At 42.5% G+C, this 14,264-nt stretch carries 15 protein-coding genes; 1 reads left to right on the forward strand and 14 read right to left on the reverse strand.

All coding sequences use genetic code 11. From position 1 onward, the window contains the following. Window positions 1-4: 4 nt before the first annotated feature. The 6 genes from H0R92_RS02035 to H0R92_RS02060 all read right to left on the reverse strand — a co-directional run bounded on the left by H0R92_RS02035 (window position 5) and on the right by H0R92_RS02060 (window position 6,112). Window positions 5-1,024 (reverse strand): CdaR family protein, encoded by a 1,020-nt coding sequence (locus H0R92_RS02035; protein WP_432960661.1) that lies wholly within the window; start codon window positions 1,022-1,024, stop codon window positions 5-7. Beyond that, window positions 1,021-1,812: a diadenylate cyclase CdaA gene (gene cdaA / locus H0R92_RS02040; protein ID WP_432960663.1), complete on the reverse strand. Its 792-nt coding sequence runs from the start codon at window positions 1,810-1,812 to the stop codon at window positions 1,021-1,023. The genes H0R92_RS02035 and cdaA overlap by 4 nt, the downstream gene beginning before the upstream one ends. Window positions 1,813-1,830: 18 nt before the next feature. Further along, on the reverse strand, window positions 1,831-2,727 hold the full coding sequence (gene folP / locus H0R92_RS02045) for a dihydropteroate synthase (RefSeq protein ID WP_432960665.1): 897 nt from the start codon (window positions 2,725-2,727) through the stop codon (window positions 1,831-1,833). Further along, on the reverse strand, window positions 2,718-4,703 hold the full coding sequence (dxs, locus tag H0R92_RS02050) for a 1-deoxy-D-xylulose-5-phosphate synthase (protein ID WP_432961175.1): 1,986 nt from the start codon (window positions 4,701-4,703) through the stop codon (window positions 2,718-2,720). Before dxs ends, folP begins: the two co-directional genes overlap by 10 nt. Window positions 4,704-4,980: 277 nt before the next feature. Next, on the reverse strand, window positions 4,981-5,943 hold the full coding sequence (miaA, locus tag H0R92_RS02055) for a tRNA (adenosine(37)-N6)-dimethylallyltransferase MiaA (protein ID WP_432960667.1): 963 nt from the start codon (window positions 5,941-5,943) through the stop codon (window positions 4,981-4,983). Further along, entirely contained in the window at window positions 5,918-6,112 is a 195-nt protein-coding gene (locus tag H0R92_RS02060) for a DNA-directed RNA polymerase subunit omega (protein ID WP_432960669.1), read from the reverse strand. Before H0R92_RS02060 ends, miaA begins: the two co-directional genes overlap by 26 nt. A 486-nt stretch (window positions 6,113-6,598) precedes the next feature. On the opposite strand from H0R92_RS02060, the gene namA reads away from it, so the two are divergent. Further along, a complete protein-coding gene (gene namA / locus H0R92_RS02065) occupies window positions 6,599-7,618 on the forward strand; it encodes an NADPH dehydrogenase NamA (protein ID WP_432960671.1) in 1,020 nt (339 codons plus the stop codon). An 81-nt stretch (window positions 7,619-7,699) separates the two neighbouring features. Here namA and H0R92_RS02070 read toward each other — a convergent pair whose 3' ends face one another. The 8 genes from H0R92_RS02070 to H0R92_RS02105 all read right to left on the reverse strand — a co-directional run bounded on the left by H0R92_RS02070 (window position 7,700) and on the right by H0R92_RS02105 (window position 14,174). After that, window positions 7,700-8,536, reverse strand: coding sequence for a carbohydrate ABC transporter permease (locus H0R92_RS02070; RefSeq protein ID WP_432961177.1), 837 nt, complete (start codon window positions 8,534-8,536; stop codon window positions 7,700-7,702). A 15-nt stretch (window positions 8,537-8,551) separates the two neighbouring features. Further along, window positions 8,552-9,469 (reverse strand): carbohydrate ABC transporter permease, encoded by a 918-nt coding sequence (locus tag H0R92_RS02075; protein ID WP_432960673.1) that lies wholly within the window; start codon window positions 9,467-9,469, stop codon window positions 8,552-8,554. A gap of 124 nt (window positions 9,470-9,593) precedes the next feature. After that, a complete protein-coding gene (locus H0R92_RS02080; protein ID WP_432960675.1) occupies window positions 9,594-10,859 on the reverse strand; it encodes an ABC transporter substrate-binding protein in 1,266 nt (421 codons plus the stop codon). 172 nt (window positions 10,860-11,031) lie between these two features. Continuing rightward, a complete protein-coding gene (locus H0R92_RS02085; RefSeq protein ID WP_432960677.1) occupies window positions 11,032-11,511 on the reverse strand; it encodes a pyrimidine dimer DNA glycosylase/endonuclease V in 480 nt (159 codons plus the stop codon). 1,069 nt (window positions 11,512-12,580) lie between these two features. Continuing rightward, the gene (locus H0R92_RS02090) at window positions 12,581-12,943 is read right to left on the reverse strand and encodes a hypothetical protein (protein ID WP_432960679.1); all 363 of its coding nucleotides are present in this window, start codon (window positions 12,941-12,943) and stop codon (window positions 12,581-12,583) included. Between the two features lie 70 nt (window positions 12,944-13,013). Further along, a complete protein-coding gene (locus tag H0R92_RS02095; RefSeq protein WP_432960681.1) occupies window positions 13,014-13,595 on the reverse strand; it encodes a hypothetical protein in 582 nt (193 codons plus the stop codon). Window positions 13,596-13,623: 28 nt separating this feature from the next. Beyond that, window positions 13,624-13,995: a hypothetical protein gene (locus H0R92_RS02100; RefSeq protein WP_432960683.1), complete on the reverse strand. Its 372-nt coding sequence runs from the start codon at window positions 13,993-13,995 to the stop codon at window positions 13,624-13,626. 53 nt (window positions 13,996-14,048) lie between these two features. After that, entirely contained in the window at window positions 14,049-14,174 is a 126-nt protein-coding gene (locus H0R92_RS02105; protein WP_432960685.1) for a hypothetical protein, read from the reverse strand. Window positions 14,175-14,264 lie beyond the last annotated feature (90 nt).

Consider the following 14,264-nt stretch of genomic DNA (forward strand, 5'->3'; position numbering starts at 1 on the left):
TATTTTAACCTTTTTTATCCAAAGCGGCTATAGTATGAGAACCGAAATCTTCGTCGGCAAAGTCGTCCGGCGGAAAAGTCACGGATTCTTTTTCTATAATTTCAACCTGCAAAACCGGCGGGTTAATACTTACAATAGAAAATTCATTGGGAATATTTATCCGCAGCGGAACGGTATACGTTCCGATACCGTTTACATGCGTGAAGTCGGCTTGAACGGTAGAAACGTCGGGAATAAAAGCCGACAAACTTTTTTTTGCTCCCGATAAAACCATATTGATTTTTTGAAGCTCTTTTGCAGGACGGAAAGCGGGATTTAAATATACGGCTTGAACTCGTAAAGACAAGGAACGGGTAAGGTCTTGCGCTTTAATCTCAACTTTCACTTCGGCCCTTTGGTTGTCCGGTATGCGTATGTTTTTTAAATTATTTTCAATCGTTACAAAGGCGGTAAACGATTTTGTTTTATTTTGCAAATCTATACTGCCTGTATAAAGCACATCGGTGGATTCTACGATTGATTTCGCTCCTGCAATCTTTATATTTTGCGGTTCGATACTTTGAGAAGCGATTTCATATCCGTCCGGTAAGGTGCCTAAAAAAAACGGTTGTATTTGTACGGATTTATATACATTCGGTTCACAATTGAGGATTAAACGGTTCGGTTTTACCTGTACATCCAGCGGATCCATAAGCGTAAAATAATCTTTTAAATCCAATAAAACCGGCAAAACGGCATTCCCTTCGGACGAAACGAGGGATGTATCGATATATGCTTGTATATCGTTTTTTTGCACAGCTGCAATTTGCTCCGGTTTTCCTCTTACCGTAACGCGCACAAACTGCGGGGGGTCTTCCGCTAAAACAAAATTGCCTCCGTCGTTTACGCGAAGGGGTATTGAAAACGATTTTGAATCAAGAGATACTATTTGATAGGAAAAATATAAAATAACGGCGGCGGCAAGAGAAAGCAGCTTAAACGGTAAATTATCAACCAGTCCGGCAAAGAATTCCCGTACTTTCATACTTTTTCCTCCTGAACCATATCTACGGCAATATCCAAAAGCATTTCAAGGGTGGCCGTTAATTGTTCCATCGTCAAATCATAATGTAAATGAGAATCGTAAGCTAAACTTACGGCTCCCGTTTCTTCGGAAACGACCAAAATAACGGCATCGGTTTCTTCGGACAATCCGAGTGCAGCCCTATGACGGGTACCGAAGGTTTTGCGTATATCATATTGTTCCGACAGCGGCAAAAAACACCCGGCAGCAATAATTTTCCCGTTATGTATAACGGACGCACCGTCGTGCAGCGGGGTGTCGTGGCCGAAAATCGTAACCAAAAGACTGGAGGTAAGGTCCGCATTTAAATACGTACCCGTGTCCATAATATCTTTTAGGGAGGTTTTTCGGGTAAAAACGGCAAGCATACCTCTTTTTTGTTTGGAAAGCATTTCCGCCGCTATCAATACCGAATCAAGATACGTATGTTTGGTTCGATTGCGGATTTTAAACCATTGGGTTTGTCCCAATTTAAAAACTATTTTACGCAATTCGGGCTGAAAAACAATTGCAAAACCGATAAGAACTCCCGGAGCAAATAAATTCAATATCCACAATAAGGTCGATAAATCAAAAAAAACCGCAATGGCATAGGCGGCTAAAATGGTAAATGAAAATTTGATAATTTGTAAGCTTTGCGTTTTTACGATGATGCCGTACATTTTATATAAAATAAACGCAAGCACTCCTATATCCAATAGCGGGCGGATATAGTCATGTATTTCCGGAAAAATTCCCAAACTATCCATAGTACTCCCTTTAGACCGTCACGTTTGCCCGGTTTGTAAAAAAGCGGTCAATACATTAAGCATATCGGCGGTTTGTGCCGTATCATGAACACGTAAAATATTAAAGCCGTGTTGTACGGCTATAAGGTTTGCCGCTATCGAACCTGCTAAGCGTTCTTCGGTATTTTTTCCCGTAAGAGCACCGATAACGCTTTTACGGGACAGCCCCATAAGCATATGCTGCAATTTTACGCCGCTTTGTTTATAAATCAATTCGGCAAGCGAATATCCGCCTTGAATAAGCGCAGTGTTCGCACGAACATCTTTTCCAAAACCGATCCCCGGATCCGCAATAATTTTATCGGGCCGTATTCCCTGCGATACCGCATATTGTATTCGGTTTGAAAGATACAAAGCAATCTCCGAAACAATATCAGTATAATAGGTATTGTTTTGCATGATAAGAGGGGTTCCCCGCTTATGCATCAAAATAACCGGAATTTTTTCTTTTGCAGCCCAAATTCCCAATTCCGCATCGTCTTCCAATGCCGATATATCGTTTAAAATATCCGCCCCTGCTTGACGTGCGGCTTGCATAACAGGCAAAAGGCGGGTATCGACAGACAAGGGAATGTCGCTGTGACGCCGTATCTGTTCAATAACCGGAACGATGCGCTTAATTTGCTCATCGGCACTTACATACTCCGAGCCCGGACGGCTTGATTCTCCTCCTATATCTATAATATCGGCACCGCACTCAAAATGAGCCAGTGCTTGTTCGGCAGCTTGCGAAGAAGAATATGTACGTGAGAGCTCCCAAAAAGAATCCGGAGTACAATTTACAATCGACATAATATAGGCGCTTCGGCGGGCTGTAAGTACGCGATCCGCTAAGGATATGGGCGGAGGAATAACGGAACCCATAATCAATCCCACATTTTTAAAGCTTTATGTGCGAGCGAGGAGCCGTCCAAATGGGCGTCCTGCAATATTTCTTCTCTGGTTCCCTGAGCCAAAAAGCGGTCGGGAAAACCGCTGACGCCAGTTTTTTTACCGTCCAAATGACGGTCAAGCAGGGATTCCAAATAAGTACCGATACCGCCGATTCTTATACCGTCTTCGATAAATAAAACGCGTTCATAAGCCGAAGCGACGGACAAAAAATAGGCTTTATCAAGCGGCTTTAAAAAACGTAAATTGTAAATATCCGCCGATTTACCCTGTTTTTGTAATTCGCATGCGGCCTCCAATACTTCGGGAAAAATGCCGCCCGTACATACTAAAAGTATTTTATTTTTTGATTGTATGTTTTTTTCCGCAGCGGAAGTTTCGGCGGCAGGATTTTTTGCCGAAACGGTTTCACTGACGGAATTTTTCGGCAAAGCGGGATTTTTTAGCAAAACGCCGCGGCCGATACAAATGCTTTGGGAAAACTCGTCGTATTCGGAAGGGCATAGGGCTTTCGGGTAACGTATGACGACCGGACTGTTTTGTTTTAGCGCCCATTCAAAACACAGTTTCATCTCTTTTTCTGAAGCGGGTGCCAAAAGAGAAAGATTCGGTATGGGGCGCAAAAGCGAAATGTCGAAAATCCCCTGATGCGTTTCTCCGTCGCCGGGTACCGCCCCGGAACGGTCGAGTACAAAAACCGCCGGAATATTTTGTAAAGCTATATCGTGAATAAGCTGGTCTACCGCGCGCTGAATAAAGGTTGAATAAATCGCCGTTACGGGTTTTAAGCCGGATTTTGCCAAACCGCCGGCAAAGGTAACCGCATGCTGTTCGGCTATCCCCACATCGAAAAAGCGTTCGGGAAAACGGTGCTCGAATTCGGCTAAACCCGTACCGTCGGTCATTGCGGCGGTAATTGCGGCAATACCGTGATCTTTTTCGGCGCATTGTACGAGAATGCGGGAAAACACTTGCGTAAAAGAAGGCTGCAAAGCTTTTTTTGAACCCTGCGGAGAAAATCCGTGATAGGAAACCGGATCGTTTTCCGCAGGCGCATATCCCCTGCCCTTTTGGGTTATCAAATGAACGACAACCGGCCGGCGCAGTTTTTTTATGCGCTTGAATACCGTAATCATTTGTTCCATATGATGACCGTTTAAAGGGCCGACATATTCGAAGCCCAAATCGGAAAAAAAGTTACTCGGAAACACCAAACCTTTTACCGCCCGCTTTAAGCGGAATACAACATTCATAAAGGGTTTTCCGATAAGGGGAATTTTTTCAACCACGCGGTCAAAATTATATCGGAAGGTTTGATAAGGAGCGGTCATCGTGAGGCGGCTTAAATAACGCGAAAGCGCTCCGGTATTGCCGTTTATGGACATTTGATTATCGTTTAAAACAATCACCAAATCTTCGGCAAGCTGCCCCGCATGCGAAAGAGCTTCCATAGCCATTCCGCCGGTAAGCGCTCCGTCGCCGATAACGGCAATTACTTTGCCTTTTTGACGATTTAAGCGCTTTCCGACAAGCAATCCTAAAGCCGAAGAAATGGATGTGGAAGCATGACCGGCATCAAACCAATCGTGAGGACTTTCTTCATGTTTGGTAAAACCGGCAAGACCGCCTTTTTGACGCAGCGTGTGAAACTGTGCGTTACGGCCGGTAAGAATTTTATGGGCATAGCATTGATGGCTGACATCCCAAATAAGGGCATCGGACGGACTTTCAAACACCCTGTGCAAGGCAATGGTTAAATCCACCACTCCCAAATTACTTGCAAGATGTCCTCCGGTTCCGCTTACGACGTCTATAATACGCCGACGTATTTCATCGGCCAGCTGTTTGAGTTCTTTAATTGTAAATTGCTTTAAATCATCCGGACCGTTTATTTTTTCAAGCAGCGTAAAGCACTCCTTAGTATATGGGTTAACATCATTATTTAAATACCGTACCTTAATTCAGGTTACATACTGTATTAAAGTATAGATACGGTAAAAAAAAGACCGCCGGACGATAACATTTTATCGAACCCGCAGCCTTCCTGTTGCATAGTCAATAGAGTACACAAAAGAGAATCTATTTGTTTTTATGCCGATTTCTTCTGAGCTTTTTTTTCCTCTTATGAGTAGCTATTTTTTGACGCTTTCTCTTTTTTCCACAGGGCACAACAGCACTCCTTATCTTATTTGAAAACTTAATATATTATGACCGAATTTCAAATCTCCGTCAAGTACATCACGCCGTACCGCTTATAAATTCCCCTATTTTTTTTATACCGCCTTGAACATCTTCGGCTTTGAGCGTACATGCGTCGGAAAAAGCTTTAAAAAAAGTTTGCTGCCGCTTTGCATAGGCGCGGCTGTCTTTTTTTATGCGCTCTTTTACCACATCGGTATCGCTTTGCAAAGCGCCCTTGTCGGTAAAAAATTCGCGGTAACCTATAGCCTGCATTGCAGAATCCTCTGCACGGCAGCCCGATGCGACTAAAGACCGAACTTCATCGCAAAGTCCCTGTTCAAACATAAGGTCGACGCGCTTATCGATACGCTCGTAAAGCTCCGCTCGGCTTCGCTGTAAGGATAAAATCAAAAACCGGAATCCGCCGCGCGGCTTCGGGGCGACGGAAAACGCGCTTAGGGGTTGCCCGGAAGCGGTACATACTTCCAAAGCACGCTTTATGCGGTATTCATCGTGAATGTGAATTTTTTGTGCGCTGACCGGATCTAAAGATGAAAGTTCTTCCCACAGCTTTTGTGCCCCTTCCCGTTCCATTCGGCGGGCTATTTGTTCGCGCAAAGTCATATCGGCGCGCGGAGTCGGCGGCAATCCGTACATAAAATTCCGTATGTAAAAACCCGTGCCGCCTACAATAACGGGCAGTTTTTCGCGCCCGTATATATCCGCACAGGCTTTAAGGGTTGCACGCACAAAGTCGCCGGCCCCGAAACTTCCGCGCGGATCACAGATGTCGATAAGATGATGTGGAAGTTTTTTAAGCAGATTTGCATCCGGTTTTGCCGTTCCGATATTAAAGCCGCGGTATACTTGCATGGAATCCGCGCTGATGATTTCGGCTTTTCCGGCAAAAGGCGAATCGGCATCCGATGCAAATAAAAGTTCGGCAAAGGCGGTTTTTCCGCATGCGGTAGGAGCGCAGATAACGACGACGGGCTTATTCTTTTTCGATACGGTATTCAACCTGTTTTGAAAAAAGCTGACGGGCGGCAAGAGAAACAACTTTTCCGTCGTTTTCTTCAATACCGGCATCTTTTACCATTGAAAGCTGGTATGCACGGCGGCTTGCCGCACAGGTTATTTCGTAGACATTATCTTCAAAACGCACCAGTTCCTGTAAGGGAAAAATCATATATAAAACTCCGTCATATAACATTCGGCTTATGCCGAAAATCAATGTATTATATAAGAATAACAAGTTTTTACCGATTGGTCAATAGGAAACACAGCGTTTTACGTTTTGTGCAAAATTTCAAAGCCCGTTTTTTATATATTCATATATTTTAAAGAATTTTGCCTTCAAAGACGGAAAAAAAATCGTTCCGCTGTATGCCGCCTTTTGTATTTAACCCCGAACCGGCAAAAAAGTAATCGACTTTTTAGCCGAAGGCGGTTATAATAGGGTTTGGACATGTGAAGAAACCGTCAACTTTTGAATGATTTTTTATAGGAGAATGGTTAAAGCGGGCGTCTAAAATATCGCCGCCCGCTTTAACTTGAGTTTTGCGCCTAGCGCAAAACATCATATGATTGTATGCACGTTCTCACTTTGTTGCGAACGTGGGTAAAAAATCATTCAAAACTGTCAACTTTCGAATGATTTTTTATAGGAGAAAAGATGGCTCATTTATTCAGTAAATACGCGATTAAAAATCTGGAACTTAAAAACCGGCTTGTGATGGCGCCGATGTGTATGTTTTGCGCACCGGAAACGGGTACGGTTACGGATTTTCACATTATGCACTATGCAGCAAGGGCGCTCGGAGGAACAGGCCTTATCACCGTGGAAGCGACGGCGGTCAGTCCCGAAGGAAGAATCTCGGAAAACGATTTGGGGATTTGGAGCGACGATTTTATTCCGGGATTACAAAAAATAGCGGATGCAATTCACGATTACGGAAGTAAAGCCGCCCTGCAAATCGGTCATGCAGGAAGAAAAAGCCGCGTGCAGGGTATAGAACTTGAAGCGCCTTCGGCGATAGCCTTTGATGAAAAATCGGCGGTTCCCAAAGAGATGACAAACGAGGATATACAAGATACGGTGGAAGAGTTTAAGCAAGCCGCCGCAAGGGCCGACAAGGCGGGCTTTGATATGATTCAACTTCACGCCGCACACGGCTATCTTTTAAGCGAGTTTTTATCGCCGCTTACGAATAAAAGATGCGACGAGTACGGCGGAAATCCCGAAAACCGGGTACGAATTTTAGGCGACGTACTCGACGCGATACAATCCGTATGGAAGGATAAACCGATTGAAGTGCGGGTATCCGCCGATGACTATGCCGAAGGCGGCAATACGGCCGAGGATATTGCGCTTATGCTCAATATCGTAAAACATAAGGGGATTGACTCGGTGAACGTCAGCACCGGCGGCACGGTAAATGTTGCCCCGAATGCTTTTACGAATTACCAGATTCCTCATGCAAAGGTGATTAGGGAACAGACGGGACTTCCCGTCGCGGCGGGCGGTCTCATCGTGAGTGCAAAAGAGGCAAACGATGTGATTGCAGCCGACGGCATCGAACAAGTGTATGTAGGAAGAGAACTTTTAAGAAATCCCTACTTTGCATTGAATGCTGCCAAAGAGCTTAAAGCGGATATAGAGTTTCCCAAGCAGTATATGAGAGCTTATGTATAAAAAACGCTGTGTTAATTTGATTTAAGACAGCCCGAGTTTTACATCCCCTTATACAGGGTACATAATCCGTCAGCTTGTAACTCAGCCCTTCACAGCTCCTGCGGTTAAACCTTTGATAAAGTTTTTGGACATGGTAAGATACAAAAGCAAAACGGGAACGGCCGAAAGAGTAAGAACTGCCAAAATGCGCGACCAGTCGGTCATGTATTGGCCGAATAAGCGCGTTACGCCGAGCAAAAGAGTTTTATGTTCGTCATTATTGATAAAAATCAAGGGAAACCATAAATCGTTCCAAAACGGAATGAGGTTGTAAATGGCAACGGTTGCAAGGGCGGGACGCAAAAGCGGCAGGATAACAATCGTAAAAACCCGGCTTCTTCGCGCACCGTCGATTACGGCGGCTTCCGTCAATTCGGCGGGAATTTGCCGTATAAATTCGGTTAAAACAAAGACCGCTATCGGTAAGCCCATCGCCGTATACACGGGAAAAAGGCTCCATACGGTATTTAAAAGGCCGAGGCTTTTTACAAGCTGCAAAAGGCGGATACTGCCTATTTTTATCGGAAGCATCATACCTGCAATAAAAAACACGTATAAAAAGCGCGAAAGTTTATGCTTCCAATTTACAATCGCATAAGAAGCAAGGGCGCCGAAAAGGAGCACTAAAAAAATGGAACCGAGGGTTACAAAGAGGCTGTTTCTGAAATACAAAAAAAAGTCGCCCTCTTTGATAACCGAAACATAGCTTCCGAAATTCCATTTTTTAGGCAGTCCGAACGGATCCGTATAAATGTCGAATTTAAATTTAAACGAGTTTATAATCATTGTCCACAAAGGGAATATAACCAAAAATGTCCAAAACAAAAGGACTATATGGGAACCGAGATGCAGTCTTTCGCGTGCCAAAGATGATTTTATTTTCACGGTGTTCTCCTATATGTCTTTGTCGCCGCGGGTTAAGCGTAAAATAACGGCAACACCCGCCATAAGCATAATAAAAGTAACGGTTGCAATAACCGAGCCCATTCCCGGATTGGGTATTCCCACCGGATGCTGACCTGCAATTCCGACGCGGTAAAAGAGGGTTCCGATTAAGTCGGTTGCATACTGGGGAGCTCCGTTTACGTTTTCCATTGCAAAAACGACGTCAAATGCATTAAAGTTGTTGACAAAGGTAAGGATGGCAACCATACCGATAACCGGCTTAATAAGCGGAAGCTTTATATACCAAATCTTTTGCCAGCCGCTGCATCCTGCAATATCGGCGGCTTCAAACAAATCGTCGGAGATGGTTTGTAAGCCCGCCAAAATCATCATTGCCGGAATGCCTACCCACTGCCACGAAGAAACCAGCGATATGGCGGTAAGCGCATACTTTTGCTCGCCGAGCCAAGGCTTTACGAATGATTCAAGGCCGATATTTTTTAACAAAAGCGGCAAAGCGCCCCACTGCGGATTTAAAATCAATTTCCATAAATAACCGGTTACCAAAATAGCGAGGGTTACCGGAATAAAAATAATCGTTTGATAAAAACGTACCCCCTTCATTCCTTTGGAGGTAAGCATCAATGAAAAAACCAAGCCCAAAAAGTTTTGTACGAGTATGTGGATTAAAAAAAAGTACCAGGTATTGCCGAAAGCTCCCCAATAACGCCGCGCATTTTCCGCATCGGAAAAGAGGGCCCGGTAGTTGGCTAAGCCTGCAAATACGTTTTTACCGGAAGCGTTTGACGTAAAAAAACTCATACGGATTGAATCGGCCAAAGGAAAGGCCATAAACACGGTATAAACGATTAAGGCGGGAATGATATACGGCAGCCAGGAATACCGATCGTTTTTTTTCATAATCATTTAAAAATACCCCTGTATTTTAAAATAATTTTTATGATGTATTTTATACATACCGTTAAAAGATGAACGGGAAGCCCGAACGGGGTTCTGGCCCCCGTCCATCAAAAGCAGCACAATCCCTCTGTCAGGGTTTATACCACTTAGCAACACCGGCAGCCAATTCGTCTGCGGCTTGCTTGGCGGTTTTTTCACCCTTCATGACGGAAATAACGCCCTGATTCATAAGCACGTAACCGCTGGGCTGCTCATCCATAAAGCGTTCCCAAACAAAGCGCGCATCCTGTAATTTGCCCTGTGTAAGGGCGAGGATTTCGTTTGCATGTGCGTTTTCGATTTTAATCGAAGCGTTTATCATCGGGAAGAATCCGGTAGGCATAAATTTAGCCGAAACGGTAGCGCCTTCAATCGTACAAAGCCATGCAAGAAATTCCTTACATTCTTTTTCGTGTTTTGTGGCCTTGTTGTAAGCCATACCGGTGTCGGGATGGAAACAAATAGCCGCTTTTTTACCTGCAGGGGCGGGAAGCGCAAAGGTGCCCCAATTAAAGGGTACATCTTTAAAAGCGCCTGCATTCCATGAGCCGTCTACCCACATTGCCGCTTTGCCGGTTGCAAACAAAGCAATCGAATCGTTGTAGGTAAGAGCGGAAAATCCTTCGGGGCAGTATTTGGCAACATCCGCCATAGCTTGGAAGGCGGCTACCATCTTTGCATCGTTTAAAGGAACCTTACCTTTTTCGTAAGCGGCACGGCCCTCGGCTCCGCCTACAAAGCCGGGCAAAATACCCATCATAAAGCATTCGTTAATGTCCCATTCATCGGCAAGGCCGTTTGAAAGCGGGGTAATGCCGGCTTTTTTCAAGGAGTCGCATGCTTTAAGGAAGTCTTCCCATGTTTGAGGAATAGCGACACCGGCTTTTTTGAAAATATCTTTGTTGTAGTAGACTACCTGTACGATAGCGTTAAAAGGAACTGCAAAGGCTTTTCCGTTCGGAGCAGTCCACGGAGCGCGGTTTCCGGCCGTAAAGTTTTCTTTTAAACCGGGAATGTCGGTTACATCGGCAAAATAACCGTCGGTAAAAAGTTTTGCGCCGGTTGCATAGGAACGGGCATACATTAAATCGGGGCCGGTACCGCTTTCCAACTGTAAACGCAATGTCGCATTATAGTCGACGTTGATTGTGGGCTTAAACTCAATCGTTACATTAGGCTTTACTTTTTTGTACTCTTTGAGCAGCGCGGTAATTTGCACCACATCATCGGTTCTCCATGAGCCCATAATCAAAGTTACTTTTTCGCCGTCTGCGGCATCTTTGGAACCGCCGGCAAAAACAGGCAACAATGCCGCGACCATAAAGACTGCAAGCACCGAGATTGCAATTTTTTTCATACAATACTCCTTTGTGGGATTTAAAGAAATGCAAAAGAATAAAACAACTTCAGCCGCCGCCCAGGCAGGCTGTAATCGTTTACATTCTTTTATATATTATCACCCTGAAAATTCAATCTGTCAAGAAAAAAATCGTTTTTACATATAAGAAAAACCGAAAAGCACTCGGTTTTTAGACATCCTCGTATATGTCCGGCATCGCTTTTACCTTTTCCCAGTCGGCTATTCCGCCCGGAACAACCTTAAAAACGGGATTGACGGCAATATCGGCTGTCAATGCACGGTTTTCGTTATATTTTTTTATATCGCGTTTTAAAAGTTTGTGCTGTAAAAAACCGAATTCATATTGAAGCTGCCCGTCGGTTACCGTAATAAATTCGGCGATGAATCCGCTTTGCGGTTGAGGCGGAATGTCTACCTTTGTTTTATCGAACGTATAACCGCGCAGGCATGCTTCGGTATATACTTCATGCAAAAATAAATTGATGAACTTCAAGGGATCGCCGGACGCATAAAAACGCGCAAGCTGAGGATGATGTTTATAGCCCCTTGTTTTATTTTCCAGCACTTTCCGGGCAAGCAGGGCTTCCCGCCACAAGGCAACCAAGCCCTTGGCGTCAAGATATTTCGGGTGTAAAGACCATAAGCGCATGTTTAATTACCTAAGATATTTTTCCGTCACGGCATCTTCAAGAAGTTCCCGGTAATCGGAACCGACCGGGAAACTCGTCAAATCGGCTCGGCAGCACCGCCGTTCCTTAAAATTCATTAACCGAAAACTCTATAAAGAGTTGAGATTGATGACTTGCCGCCTCTTCGTAATACAATAAGAAACGGCATATAATCTTGCGACGTTTGCCGAAAGGCAAACTCGAGTTAAAATGAGCGGCGCTGTTTTAGACGCTCATTTTAAACAGTATCACATAAAAAAGAGCGGCGGTCAAGTTCGGAAAAGCACTTAAAAAAACGGTATTAAAACATCACAAATTTTTTCAAACATTATTTACTCCTGATGATTGTGCATACTCGCAAGCTTTGAATATACAGTATAACTCCCGCATGCCATAGCAAAAAACACAATTATAAAAATGTCCATAATATATATATCAGTTGTTGCGATTTTTTTATGCATGAATATTTTTAAAAGGATTCCTGCAACTAAACAAAGAACACTGTACAGCAAACATAAAAAAGGCACGATTTTATTTATATGCGTATTTTTTAACCTTTCCATAACCGATAGACTTACTATATGCGTAATTACGAGCATAAAAACATATATACACATCATAAATAAAAACAGGCCGAAATGTACTTTCGAAATTTTAATAATCCCCCATAAAAATGTTATCAATGTTAAAAACATTACGGGTATTTTTTTCATTGTCCGCTCCTTATGAATAACAACTAAACAAAGAACACTGTACATCATCCCAAACCGAGCGGGAGATAAACTACCTTTCATATCTTGTATTCCGTTCTTTTACTCTCCCGGCCTCTTAAAAAACCGTGTAAAAAAATCAAAAAGAAAAGAATACTTAAAACCGATAATCCTTTGGGCATATTGCCTAAGTAAAAAATATATGATACGGAAATTATAAACGATATTATGGGAAACTGTGAAGTCTTTTTTGTAAATTCAGTAGACTGTGATAAAAAATAATGATGCGGGTATATCCCGTAAGCAACTGACAGCGGCTGTTTCTTTATCTATCTTTGCTCTAAAATGTAACACATTTTCCATACTCAATAGAATAGAAAACAACCCCTATATCATTTTCATTTTTTGACCAAACTTGAAGAGTCGAATAAGTAAATTTCCAAACGATATGTCTAACGGTAACTCCGCCATCCAACTCTTCTTTGGTAAAATATGCGTTAAAATCGGGTTCCATTTCATATCCCGAGATATCTTTGGGAATGGTTTTGTATTCATCTAAATACGGAGCACCGATTTTTTTAATCAGCTCATCAATATTTTGTCCGACATACGTATCATATGTACAGCGGGGAACGCATAAACAATTCATGCAGCTACATAGACAGATAACGGCAAAAAATAATAAAAACAACTTTTTTATCATTGACATCCCCCGGTACAACATCCGCCAAGGCTTCATATTCCCACATTTACGCCGATATCGATACTATAAATCAGCGGATAGCTTCTAAATACGTATCGACATAATCGATAGACAAAGCGTTATTCTCCGATTTTAAATGAGCTAAAAATAGTTTTTGTATCACTTTGCCTTTAGATCCCGACACATGTACGACAGTTAAAAAAGTATCATTTTTTGAAACAGCTTGATTATAACTTTCCAGATATTTTTGTATTCGTTTGCGCTCGCTATACAAAAGTTCTTTTTCAAAAACGGTATATTCTTTTTCTTCGAATTCTTTTTTATGGTAAGAAAAATAATCCTTATAATTTATAAATGTTTGTTTATCTATATCCGCTACAGTGAGAGCATACCGATGTGAAGATAAAAGATAGCTGCCTTCCTCTATACCGCTCCATTTGTAAGTATAATCCGGTATAAAAGATAGACCGACACAAGCTGTTCCCGACACAAAAAGAATTATAGACAGCATTATAAAAGCTCTTTTTCTAAAAACTTTATCCCGCTCGGACAGCGCAAAACTATGTTTTATTTTTTTTACGACAATAGTTAAAAACAAAAATCCTGCTGTAAAAAAAGAAAGTCCTGTTAAAAGATATCGTATGTTATTCATTTTGTGTGTCCGAATTATTGTCTGTTATTTACTTTCCACATTCCGTTAAATTATTACGGCGAGTATACGAATTTACAGCTTTTAAATCATCATATAAGATTCCGTCGTCATGTGCTCTCAAAGAAAAATCTCCTTTAAGTTCTTTTTCCGTAAACGTCTTTATGATAAGCGTTTTTCCGTCATATTCTTCGTATCGTTCAAAGGATCGATAAGGTATACCAAGCACTCGGTCGGAATTGTTCCGCAATAAAACTTCTACTGTTATTTTTTTTCCAACCGGAATGTAATTAAGACCGATACACTCCATTTCTTCTTTTATTTTGTCAACATCTTCAGCGGAAGCATATACCATTACAATGCTCAAAGCCGAAGTTACTGCCGCCAACACTATTTTTTTCACTTATCCGGCCTCCTTATTTCATAGTCCGCTTCGGGAGCCGACGTTTAAGCATTTTAATCAACATCGGCACGTTTCTTTTCTATTTTGATTTTCTCATCTTCATCGATGTTTTTACACATATACAAAAAATCATTCAAACCTTTTTGCGTTTTTTTTGTTATATAAGCATTACTATCCATAAAACTGTTTGTATCGCGACATAGATTAATATTCTTTTATATCTTAACTTCATTATGTACTCTCAAAACCCCTTTCACAGTAGCATAAGA

The sequence above is a fragment of the Treponema sp. OMZ 840 genome (assembly GCF_050937815.1).
Taxonomy (GTDB): Bacteria; Spirochaetota; Spirochaetia; order Treponematales; family Treponemataceae; genus Treponema_C.